Annotated in this window: 8 protein-coding genes; all 8 read left to right on the forward strand. The window is 32.6% G+C overall.

The genetic code is table 11. The features are described from left to right. The first annotated feature begins 1 nt into the window (after position 1). The 8 genes from sov (at position 2) to CELLY_RS09460 (ending at position 12,610) form a co-directional block, all read left to right on the forward strand. The gene (gene sov, locus CELLY_RS09425) at positions 2 to 7,120 is read left to right on the forward strand and encodes a T9SS outer membrane translocon Sov/SprA (RefSeq protein ID WP_013621445.1); all 7,119 of its coding nucleotides are present in this window, start codon (positions 2 to 4) and stop codon (positions 7,118 to 7,120) included. Between the two features lie 147 nt (positions 7,121 to 7,267). Continuing rightward, positions 7,268 to 7,648, forward strand: coding sequence for a glycine cleavage system protein GcvH (gene gcvH / locus CELLY_RS09430; protein WP_013621446.1), 381 nt, complete (start codon positions 7,268 to 7,270; stop codon positions 7,646 to 7,648). 37 nt (positions 7,649 to 7,685) lie between these two features. Then, a complete protein-coding gene (locus CELLY_RS09435) occupies positions 7,686 to 8,033 on the forward strand; it encodes a VanZ family protein (RefSeq protein WP_038507429.1) in 348 nt (115 codons plus the stop codon). A 61-nt stretch (positions 8,034 to 8,094) separates the two neighbouring features. After that, a complete protein-coding gene (locus CELLY_RS09440) occupies positions 8,095 to 8,817 on the forward strand; it encodes an energy transducer TonB (protein WP_013621448.1) in 723 nt (240 codons plus the stop codon). Positions 8,818 to 8,977: 160 nt separating this feature from the next. Continuing rightward, complete coding sequence (locus CELLY_RS09445; protein WP_013621449.1) at positions 8,978 to 9,778, forward strand: energy transducer TonB; 801 nt, start codon at positions 8,978 to 8,980, stop codon at positions 9,776 to 9,778. A 153-nt stretch (positions 9,779 to 9,931) separates the two neighbouring features. Next, complete coding sequence (gene cyoE, locus CELLY_RS09450) at positions 9,932 to 10,831, forward strand: heme o synthase (RefSeq protein ID WP_013621450.1); 900 nt, start codon at positions 9,932 to 9,934, stop codon at positions 10,829 to 10,831. Between the two features lie 56 nt (positions 10,832 to 10,887). Beyond that, positions 10,888 to 11,469 (forward strand): cytochrome c oxidase subunit 3, encoded by a 582-nt coding sequence (locus tag CELLY_RS09455; RefSeq protein WP_013621451.1) that lies wholly within the window; start codon positions 10,888 to 10,890, stop codon positions 11,467 to 11,469. Positions 11,470 to 11,629: 160 nt separating this feature from the next. After that, on the forward strand, positions 11,630 to 12,610 hold the full coding sequence (locus CELLY_RS09460; RefSeq protein WP_013621452.1) for a cytochrome c oxidase subunit 3: 981 nt from the start codon (positions 11,630 to 11,632) through the stop codon (positions 12,608 to 12,610). Positions 12,611 to 12,653: the final 43 nt, after the last annotated feature.

Here is a 12,653-nt window from a genome sequence, read left to right on the forward strand (position 1 = left end):
TTTGAAAACAGGGGCAAAAAAAAATCTTTCACCATTATATAGGTTATTAATTATATGTGTGCTTTTCTTAGGTGCGCCAACTTTTGCATTTGCACAAGATGGTGAAGAGCAAGAACAAGATTCTACAAAAACGGGTGTTGCACTTGGTAAAATTACTTTGCCTAATCCTAACAGTATTGTTTCTAAATATACTTATGACCCTGATCTAGATAAATATGTATATTCAGAAAAAGTAGGAGAGTTTAATATTAGTTACCCAATTTATTTAACTCCAGATGAATATTTTGAGTTGGCTCGTAAAGAGGGAATGAAAAACTATTTTAAAGAAAAAGCAGATGCTTTTTCTGGAAAAAAAGCAGGTAGTGAGGAAGCAAGAAAAAATTTATTGCCTAACTTTTATGTAAACAATAATTTTTTTCAATCTATTTTTGGAGGTAATACCATAGAGGTTATTCCAACAGGTTCTGTTGCAATGGATTTAGGTGTTATTTGGCAAAAGAATGATAATCCATCTTTATCTCCAAGACAACGTACTAATACTAGTTTTGATTTTGATCAGCAGATACAATTAAGTATGCTTGGTAAAATTGGAGAAAGGTTACAAGTTAGTGCAGACTACAATACTGAAGCTACTTTTGATTTTCAGAATCTAGTTAAATTAGATTATACGCCAACAGAAGATGATATTATACAAAAAATAGAAGTAGGTAATATTAGTATGCCACTAAATAGCTCTTTAATTACAGGGGCGCAAAGTTTATTTGGTGTTAAAACACAGCTTCAATTTGGCAAAACGTTGGTTACAGCAGTTTTATCGGAACAAAGATCACAAAATAATACAGTTGTTGCACAAGGTGGCGGTACGGTAGAAGAGTTTTCTTTTACGGCTTTAGATTATGATGAGGATAAACACTTTTTTTTAGCGCAGTATTTTAGAGATAACTATGATGCAGCTTTAGAAAATTACCCATATATACGTAGTCAAGTACAAATTACAAGATTAGAAGTTTGGGTAACAAACAGAAGACAAGAAACATTAAATGTTAGAAATGTTGTTGCTATACAAGATTTAGGAGAATCTAACACAGACCAAACAAGAATAGGTAAAAGTGGCGGAGCTCCTGCAGGGTTTTTTAACGCTAGTGCAGCAGGTAATTTACCACTTAACAATGCCAATGATTATGACCCTGCTTTAATAGGTAACGGTGGTGCGTTAACAAGTCAAATTAGAGATATAGCAACCGTACAAGCTGGTTTTAATGTGTCAGGTTATACTGTTAACCAGGGCTTTGATTATACAATTTTAGAGAATGCAAGAAAATTAGATGTAGGAAAAGGAGAGTATACTTTTCATCCTCAATTAGGATATATCTCATTAAGTCAGCGTTTAAGTAATGATGAGGTTTTAGCTGTTGCTTTTCAGTACACTTACCAAGGTAATGTATACCAAGTAGGTGAGTTTGCAAATGGTGGTTTAGAGGCAACATCGGTTTCAGCAGGTGCTACTCCTGTGGTAGAAAACAATACTTTGGTGTTAAAATTACTTAAGAGTAATATTACTGCTGTGCAAGATCCTATTTGGGATTTAATGATGAAAAACATCTACAACACAGGTGCGTATCAACTAAGTCAAGAAGATTTTAAGCTTAATATTTTATATACAGACCCAACACCAAGAAACTATATAACTCCTGTTGCAGAGGGCGCAGGTTCTGGGTGGCCTACAACACCAAAGCCATTACAAGAACGTATTTTATTAGATGTGTTTAATTTAGATAGGTTAAATGCGTATAATGATGTGCAATCTGGTGGAGATGGTTTTTTTGATTATGTAGAAGGTTTAACTATAGACTCTCAAAACGGAAATATAATTTTTACCAAAGTAGAACCTTTTGGTGAGTATATTTTTGATGAGTTAGGTGGTGGTGTTTATGATGTAGATAATGACCAAGGTTATAATGATAACCAAAAAAAGTATGTGTACAGAAATATGTACTCACGTACTAAATCTGCAGCCTTAGAAGATGCAGATAAAAATAAGTTTATAATTAAAGGTAAATACAAATCTCAGGGTATTAATGGCATTCCTATTGGTGCTTTTAATGTTCCAAGGGGTTCTGTACGTGTAACCGCAGGGGGCAGACAATTACAAGAAGGTATAGATTATACCGTAAACTATTCTGCAGGAACAGTACAAATTTTAGACCCTAGTTTGGAGGCTAGTAATACACCAATTAATATTTCGGTAGAAAATAATGCAGTGTTTGGACAACAAACTAGACGTTTTACAGGAGTAAATGTAGAGCATCAGTTTAATGAGAAATTTGTTTTAGGGGGTACTTTTTTAAATTTAAATGAACGTCCGCTTACTCAAAAATCTTCTTATGGTGTAGAGCCAGTTAATAATACAATGTTTGGTTTAAATGGAAACTTCTCTACAGAAATTCCTTTTTTAACTAGGTTGGTAAATAAACTGCCAAATATAGATACAGATGTTCCATCTAACTTATCTATACGTGGTGAGGTAGCTTTATTAAAACCAAACTCGCCTAAAAATGCAAATTTTGAAGGAGAAACTACAACCTATGTAGATGATTTTGAAGGAGCACAATCTTTAATTGATATCCGATCTTCTTTGGGGTGGTATTTGGCAAGTACGCCATTAGAGTTTGCTGATCCAAGCGGACAATTATATGGTAGTTCTCCAGATGATACAGAAAATCTTAGAAATGGATTTGGAAGAGCTAAAATGGCTTGGTATTCTATAGATCGTCTTTTTTATTCTAACCAAAGACCATCAGGAATTAATGATAATGATATTTCTTTAAATGCAACCAGAAGAGTTTTTATAGATGAGGTTTTTCCTAAGGTAGAAATTGCACAGGGGCAATCTACAACTCAAGGAACTTTAGATTTGGCATACTATCCAAACCTTAAAGGTCCTTACAATAACAATGCAGACTTTAATACTACTGCTCCAGAAGATAAATGGGCGGGAATTATGCGTCCAATGAGTAGTACAAATTTTGAGCAAGCCAATGTAGAGTTTGTTCAGTTTTGGGTTTTAGATCCTTACGTAGATGGGGAAACCACAAGTTCTGGTGAATTGGTATTTAACATTGGTAATATATCTGAAGATATTTTAAAAGATGGTAAAAAGCAATATGAAAATGGTTTGCCAGGTATATCTAGCAACGATTTAGTTTCTGAAACATCATGGGGTAAAGTACCAGCAACACAGTCTCTTGTTTATGCTTTTGATGCAGAAGAAAACAACAGAACATTACAAGATTTAGGGTATGATGGTTTAAGTGATTCAGATGAAACATCAATTTTTACAAATAACCCTGCAGATGATCCTGCTTTAGATAATTATGAGTATTACCTAAATAAAGAAGGTAGTATTTTAGAGCGTTACATAAATTACAACAATCCGCAAGGCAACTCTCCTGTACAGGTAACCAATACAAACAGGGGTTCTACTACATTGCCAGATGTAGAAGATATAGATAGAGATTTAACAATGAATACTGTAAACAGTTATTATGAATACAGAATTCCTATTAAGCCTAACACTACTATTAATGATAAGTATGTAACTGATATTAAAGAAGGCCAAACGCCAACTTTACCTAATGGTTCTGTTTTAAATAGAAGATGGATACAGTATAAAATTCCGTTAAGTGATTTTACAGATGCCATTGGAGGTATTACAGATTTTAGATCTATTAGTTTTATGCGTATGTATTTAACTGGTTTTTCTGATGATGTTGTAATGCGTTTTGCAACTTTAGATTTAGTTAGGGGTGACTGGCGTACTTATACAAAATCTTTAGAGCCAGATGTAGATAATAATCCTGATGATGATGGCACTTTTGTAGATGTTGCAACAGTTAATATTGAAGAAAACAATACAAGATCACCAATTATTTATGACTTGCCTCCAGGTTTGCGTAGAGAGCAACTTAATAATAACAATACTATTGTACAGCAAAATGAACAATCACTATCATTTAAAATAGAAAACTTAGAGTCTCAGGATTCTAGAGGTGTATTTAAAAATGTAAATATAGATGTAAGACAATATGAGCGTCTTAAAATGTTTATTCATGCAGAAGAAATTTTAGAAACCGATTTTCCAGATGGAGAAAGACCTTTGGTTGGTTTTTTAAGGCTAGGTACAGATTTTAGTGAAAACTTTTACCAAATAGAAGTTCCTTTAGAGTTTACTGCTCACGGAGAAAGTGACAGGGAAAAGATTTGGCCAGAGGATAACGAGATACTTATAGAGTTGTCAGACTTAAACAAAATAAAGTCCTACGGTATAGCTGGGCAAACTTTAAGTCAAATAAACTATTATGAAATTATAGACGGTGAAGTTGTTCCTGTAAATGAGTTTGATGCTCGTGAGCCTGGAGTAATGCGTATAGGTTTAAGAGGTAACCCATCTTTAGGTAGTATACGTAGTATGATGGTGGGTGTAAAAAACACTAGTGATGCTGCTGCACGTGGAGAGGTTTGGTTTAATGAGTTGCGTTTGGCTGGTTTAGATAGCAATGGTGGCTGGGCAGCAATTGGTGCCGTAGATTTAAATCTTGCAGATTTTGCAGATGTTTCTGTTACAGGAAGCAAAAGTACATCTGGTTTTGGTGGTATAGATCAAATGCCAAATGAACGTGCCAGAGAAGATGCAATGTCTTATGATGCTGTTACAAATATTAACCTGGGGCAGTTGTTACCTAAAAAGCTAGGTATACAATTACCATTTAATTACGGAATATCTGAGCAGTTAATTACGCCAGAGTTTGATCCAGTTTATGATGACTTAAAGTTAGAGGATAGAATTGCAGCTGCACAAACAAAAGAAGAAGCAGATGCTATAGAAGAACAAGCAGAAGATTACACAAAAAGAACAAGTATAAACTTTATTGGTGTGCGTAAAAATAGAGGAGAAGAGGCAGATGCTAATTTTTACGATGTAGAAAACTTTACCTTTAATTATTCATACAATGAGGTAAACCATAGAGATTTTGAAATTGCTAAATTAAAAGACCAAAATGTGGTTGCTGGTTTAACGTATGCTCATAATTTTGAACCAGTAGAAATAGCACCTTTTGCTAAAAAAGATTCATTATTTACAGGTAAATATTTAAAATGGTTAAAAGACATCAATTTAAATTTATTACCAACAAGCATAGCAGTTAACTCAAATATAAATCGTCAGTTTAATCAACAACGTTTTAGAGATGTTGTAGAGCCAGGTGTAGATGCTTTAGCTTTGCCAGAGCTACAACAACGTAATTATATGTTTAACTGGCAATACAATATAAATTATAACTTAACTAAATCATTACGTTTTAATATATCTGCTTCAAACAACAATATAATACGTAATTATTATAAAGATGATATAGGAGTAGATATAGATGATCAATTAAATATTTGGGATGGCTTTTTTGATATAGGAGAGCCAAACAGACACGCACAACAGTTTGAGTTAAATTATGATATTCCGTTTAATAAAATACCAGCTTTAGATTTTATTAATGCGCAATATGTTTACACAAGTAATTTTGACTGGCAACGTGGTGGAGATGCTTTAAAAGAGGTAGCTGGTGAAGATATTAATAGAATACAAAACGCAAGTACACATACAATAGCAGCAAACTTAACTATGCAAAAATTGTATGATATGGTTGGGTTAAAAAAATCTAAAGGCAAATCTCAATTAACAACAACTCGCCAAGATAAAGCTGGTAATACGCCTAAAGCAAAAAATGGCGGATTTGGAAAAATTGCCACAGATTTAATTACAATGGTTAAGCGTGTAAACTTTAATTATACAGAAACTAGAGGTAAACAATTACCGGGTTATACAAACTCAATTGGTTTTGTAGGAACAACTAAACCTAGTTTAGGATTTGTTTTTGGTAGTCAAGAAGATGTACGTTATGATGCTGCTAAGAGAGGTTGGTTAACAACATTTTCAGAATTTAATGAGCAGTTTGTACAAGAAACAAATAGACAGTTAGATATTACTGCGGTTGCAGAACCAATTAAAGATTTAACTATAGATATTACAGCAAACAGAAACTTGTCTGAACGTTACCAAGAAAATTTTTCAGTTGCATTTGAAAATGGAGAGTATGAGTATCAAAACCTTTTAGGAAACAATTATGGGAATTTTGGTATCTCTACAATGATGATAAAAACAGCTTTTACAAAAAGTGATGAGTTTGAGTCGACTACTTTTGATCAGTTTAAAGAAAATAGGTTAGTTATTGCCAATCGTTTAGCAGGTAATACAGGAGCTAGGGATGCAGAAGGTTACCCAGAGCGTTACGGTAAAACTAGTCAGAATGTATTATTGCCTGCGTTTATTGCTGCTTACACAGGGCAAGATGCATCAAAAGTAAAGTTAGGAGCATTTAGAAACTTTCCTATTCCTAACTGGAGATTAAAGTACACAGGTTTAATGCGTGTAAATTGGTTTAAAGAAAAATTTAAGCGTTTCTCTATTAGTCACGGTTATAGGGCTTCATATAACATCAACTCTTTTCAAACTAATTTAGAAAGAGAAAATACAACTATAGATCCTGAAACTCAAGATTTCTTACCAGAGAATATTATGGCAAACGTTGTGTTAACAGATCAATTTAACCCATTGGTTCGTTTAGATTTTGAAATGAAGAACTCTATGAGTGTTGTTGCAGAGCTACAAACAATGAGGGCTTTAACAATGAGTTTTGATAATAACTTACTTACAGAGCTTAATAGTAAAGATTATACTGTTGGTTTAGGGTATAGGTTTAAAGATGTAAACTTTGTTACCAATATAGGAGGAGATAAAATGCGTTTTAAAGGAGATTTAAACTTAAAGTTAGATGCTACTTTAAAGGATAATATTACCATTATTAGAAACTTAGAGTTAAATAATAATCAAATTACATCGGGTCAAAATGTGTTTTCATTAAAGTTTGGTGCAGATTATGCGTTAAGCAAATCGTTAGAGGTTGCTTTCTTTTATGATCATTCGTTCTCTAAATTTGCAGTTTCAACTGCATTTCCGCAAACTACAATTAATACAGGTTTTACATTTAAGTATAACTTTGGTAACTAATTTTTACTTCAGTTTTGTAAGTGTTTTACTGGTAAATATTAAGTAGCTGTTTTAAAAAGAATTATTTCTTGTAATTTTTCAAAATAAATAATTTTCAAATCATTTTTTATCTGTTACATTTGCTGCATTAATTAAAATGATACTAAAATGAACATACCATCAGAATTAAAGTATACTAAGGATCACGAGTGGGTTAAAATAGATGGCGATGTTGCCACTGTAGGAATTACAGATTTTGCTCAGGGTGAGTTAGGAGACATTGTTTATGTTGAGGTAGAAACACTAGATGAGACCTTAGATAAAGATGAGGTTTTTGGTACTGTTGAAGCCGTTAAAACTGTTTCAGATTTATTTTTGCCATTATCAGGAGAAATAATTGAGTTTAATGAGTCTTTAGAAGATGAGCCAGAAAAGGTAAATACAGATCCTTATGGAGATGGTTGGATGATTAAAATTAAAATTAGTGATGCTTCACAGGCACAGGAATTAATGTCTGATGCTGATTATAAAGATTTAATTGGTGGTTAAAAAGCCAATTTATACCATATTATTTATAAGCTGGGTAGTGTTAATTACATTACTCAGCTTATTTTCTTTCAGTAATACAGATCTTCCTTCTGTTAAAATACCATATATAGATAAGCTAGTACATTTCACTTTTTATAGTGTAGCCACATTACTTGGTGTGTTGTCTTTAAAAGATTTTTTTAACATAAAAAAAGTTAAAACATTAATTATTTGGTATTTAGCCTTTATTTTAATTGTATATGGCATAATTATTGAGATATTACAGCACACAATCACCGTTACCAGAAGCGCAGAATTTTTAGATTTTGTAGCCAATACAATAGGTGTTTTTGTAGGATTATTTGTTGCAAAGCAACTTTTTTTAAAAGAAAGAATATTAAAATGAAAAAATTAATTGCTTAATTAGATAATATTTATTTAAATTAGCGAACACTAAATTAAAACCTATGGAACCAAAGAAAAATCCACAAGCTGACTTAACAAAAAACAGCAGTCTTTATTTTGCAATAGGACTGGCTCTTGTTATGTTTATAGTTTGGCGTGCACTAGAGTACAAAAAATACGATGAAGATAATACATACGACATTACACAGAATGTTGATGATATGTTAGATGAAGAAGTTCCAATGACAGAACAGATTAAAACTCCACCACCTCCACCACCACCACCAGCAGCACCAGAAGAAATTGCTGTTGTTGAAGATGATGTAGAAGTAGAGGAATCTGTTATTCAGGATACTGAGTCTGATGAGGAAGAGGAAGTAATGGATGTTGAAGATGTTGTTGAAGAAGAAGTAGAAGTAGATGTAGATGTACCTTTTTCTGTAATTGAAGATGTTCCAATTTTTCCTGGATGTGAAAAAGTAAAGAAAAAAGGAGCTAAGGCTTTAAGAGATTGTTTCAACGAAAAAATGAACAAGCACATTAGAAAGCATTTCCAATATCCAGAAATTGCTCAAGAAATGGGTATTCAGGGTAGAGTAAGTGTACGTTTTGTTATTCAAAAAGACGGTTCTATTGGTCAAGTTCAAATGCGTGGTCCAGATAAAAACTTAGAAAAAGAAGCTGCCAGAATTATTGGTAAACTTCCTAAGATGACTCCTGGTAAGCAAAGAGGTAGAGCTGTACGTGTTCCATTTAGTTTACCTATTACATTTAGATTACAATAAGCAAATACGCTTAAAAATATATAAAAAAAATCCGAACCAATTAGGTTCGGATTTTTTTATTCTTTTTTTTCTGTAAAAAATTAAACCCCAAGCTATTGCTTGGGGTTTTTTGGTATACTATTTGTGTTTTAACATAATTGTAACAAATAAAAATAGTATTATGAAAACAAACACAGAAAATTCTGTTGGTTTCCACGGCAATGGAAACAACAGAGCGTCTACCAATGCAACTCCAAAAAAGAGTAAGCACGATGCAAATTTACGAAAAAACAGCTTCTTAAACTTTCAAATTGGTTTAGTTGTGGCAATGGGCTTAGTTTATTTGGCTTTAGAGTCTTCTTATGCATTTGTAGAAGAAAATACTACTAAGCCAGTAGTGCAAGAGAGAGAAATGGTGGAGTACCACCCAGACCTTAATAATTTTAAAGTAGAAGAGGATAAACCAAAAGTTAAGGTTTTGGCAAAAACAGTGGTAAATCCTGATAAAATTAAAATTACTCCAGATAATGCAGTTGAGGATTTTACAGATTTTATAGACGATACTGAGTCAGACCCAGAAGAACCTGTAGCAGTTAGTAGCATTGTAGAACATAAAATTATAGAAGATCCAATAATTCCTTTAGATGTTGTTGAGGAGGTTCCAATATTTCCTGGTTGTGAAAAAGTAGCTAAAGAAAAAAGAAAGGACTGTTTTAATGAAAAAATGCAAAAGCACGTTAAACGCTATTTTAGGTATCCAGATGCAGCAATAGAAATGCGAGAGCAAGGTAGGGTAAGTGTAATGTTTAAAATTGGTACAGATGGCATGGTAAAAGATGTTCAAATGAGAGGTCCGTCTAAAATATTAGAAAAAGAAGCACAACGCATTATTTCTAAGTTGCCACAAATGACTCCGGGTAAGCAAGGGAAAAGCAATGTTGTAGTACCTTATTCAATACCAATTAATTTTAAATTGGAATAGTGTTAATTGTCTATCAATATTAGGTCTGCTTATGGTAAATAAGCAGGCCTTTTTATTTGTATTGGGTAAAAATTTTAACAAAAATATAAACCTTCATAATTGGTTGTAAAGAAATCATTTAGGTTATATCTTTGCAGTCCATAAAAAATAAGAATGAAAACTGCGGTTGGTACAGTAAAAGAAGCTACAGATGTTTCGGCATTTGCAGATTTTAAAGAAATAACAAAGGCGAGGCTAGCTGTAAGTGTAGTTTTTTCTTCAATAGCTGGTTATTTCTTAGGCGCAGATAAAATAGATTTTACAGTACTATTACTTTTAGCTTTTGGCGGTTACTGTATGGTAGGGGCATCAAATGCATTTAATCAAATTATAGAAAAAGATTTAGATGCGTTAATGAACCGTACAAAAAACAGACCTATTCCTTCTGGTAGAATGACGGTTACAACGGCATCTGTAGTGGCAATAGCTATGACCATAGCGGGTATTGTTTCTTTGTATTTTGTAAATCCAAAGACAGCAATGTTTGGAGCAATATCAATATTTTTATATACCTGCGTTTATACACCGTTAAAAACCATTACTCCGTTAGCGGTTTTTGTAGGGGCTTTTCCTGGGGCAATACCTTTTATGCTGGGTTGGGTTGCAGCAACTAATGAATTTGGAATAGAACCGGGGACGTTATTTATGATTCAGTTTTTTTGGCAATTTCCTCACTTTTGGGCTTTGGGTTGGATGTTAGATGAAGATTATAAAAAAGGAGGATTTAAAATGTTGCCAACCGGTAAAAAAGACAAAGGAACAATTATTCAGATAATAATGTATACGGTTTGGATGATGTTAATTTCTGTAGTGCCTGCTTTTGGTGTTACTGGAACATTACAATTATCTGTAGTGGCAGCCGTAATTGTATTTATAATGGGTGGCGTAATGTTGTTTTTTGCTTTTCGTTTGTTTGATAATAGAGACAATGCATCTGCAAGAAAATTAATGTTGGCCAGTGTTACTTATATTACACTTATGCAAGTGGTATATGTGGTAGATAAGTTTGTGTAATAAAATAGTAGTGGGCAACTATAATATTGCCTTATAAAATAAATAAGTTTTACTAAATGGATTTAACTCATAAGTCAGAAAAACAAAAATCAGACAATGCTAAAAAAATGATGCTTTGGTTTGGTATTGTTAGTTTAATTATGGCATTTGCGGGATGGACAAGTGCTTACATTGTTAGTAGTTCTAGAGAAGATTGGTTAAAAGATTTTGATTTGCCATCTGCTTTTTTCTGGAGTACTTTAATTATTGTAGTAAGTAGTATTACATACTTTTTAGCTGTACAAGCAACTAAAAAAGATAAAAAGTCACAAGCAACCATATATTTGTGGACTACTTTAGTGTTGGGTATAGCTTTTATAATATTACAATTTGTTGGTTTTTCTCAGTTAATAGGGAATGGTTTTTACTTTACAGGACCAACAAGTAGCATAACAATGTCTTATATATTTTTAATTGCTGTAGTACACGTTGCTCACGTAGTAGCCGGACTTGTATCTTTAATAGTGGTAATAGTTAACCAAATTAGAGGTAAGTACTCATCTACAGAGGTTAATGGTTTAGAAATTGGAGCAACCTTTTGGCATTTCTTAGATTTGTTATGGGTTTATTTAATCTTGTTTTTCTATTTATATCGATAATAAATAGAAATAAAGTTAATTTCAGTTAAAATTTGGTTTTTGTATAGCCGAAAAAAATGTAAATTTGCGAAACTTAATTAGACTTAAGGTTTATTTAAGTGTTTTTTAAAAATAATAGAGCGTAGTTAAGCGTTCTTAGTTTATAAATTTTAAATTGTATATGGATACTACGGTAACAACAGGTACAGCAGAAAGTGTTTGGAGCGGAGGAAGTAATAACAAACCTTTAGGCGCTAGCTATGGTAAAATGATGATGTGGTTTTTCATCGTTTCTGATGCATTAACTTTTTCGGGCTTTATAGCTGCTTACGGATTTTCTAGATTTAAATTTGCAGATAGCTGGCCTATAGCAGATGAAGTGTTTACACACGTTCCTTTAGTTCACGGTAACTATCCTATGATTTATGTTGCTATAATGACATTTATTTTAATTATGTCTTCTGTAACTATGGTATTAGCTGTAGATGCAGGTCATAAAATGAAAAAGAATAGTGTTATTTGGTACATGTTCTTTACTGTAATTGGTGGTATTATATTCTTAAGTTCACAAGCTTGGGAATGGGCTACCTTTATTAAAGGTGATTTTGGAGCTATTGAAACAAAAGGTGGTAGAATACTACAGTTTGTTAATGCAGACACAGGAGAGAGAGCTGCAATTAGAGATTTTGCAACTCCTTTACATGAGGAAAGAATAGACCATACAAATAATAAAGGTGTTTGGTTTTTTGGAGAAAGTGCTTTGCCATCATACTCAGTTAATGAAGTTGTAACAGGTTTTAAAGCAGATCCAAATATATTAGTAAGAGTAGAAAATATTAATGAAGACGGACATAAGATAGTTTTATCTAGAGAGGAATCTTTAAAAAGATTAGCTGGATCTAAATACGTAGTAGAAGGGGCAAACCTAATTCACAATGAGTACGGAAGCAGATTGTTTGCAGATTTCTTTTTCTTTATTACTGGTTTTCACGGTTTCCACGTATTCTCTGGTGTATTAATTAATATCATTATTTTCTTTAATGTAATTATAGGTACTTATGAGCGCAGAGGGCATTATGAAATGGTAGAAAAAGTTGGTCTTTATTGGCACTTTGTAGATTTAGTTTGGGTATTTGTATTTACCTTCTTCTACCTTGTATAATAGCAGTTTTTAAAAAAAAAATTACATTACGTATAATAATATA

The organism is Cellulophaga lytica DSM 7489 (assembly GCF_000190595.1).
GTDB classification, from domain to species: Bacteria; Bacteroidota; Bacteroidia; order Flavobacteriales; family Flavobacteriaceae; genus Cellulophaga; species Cellulophaga lytica.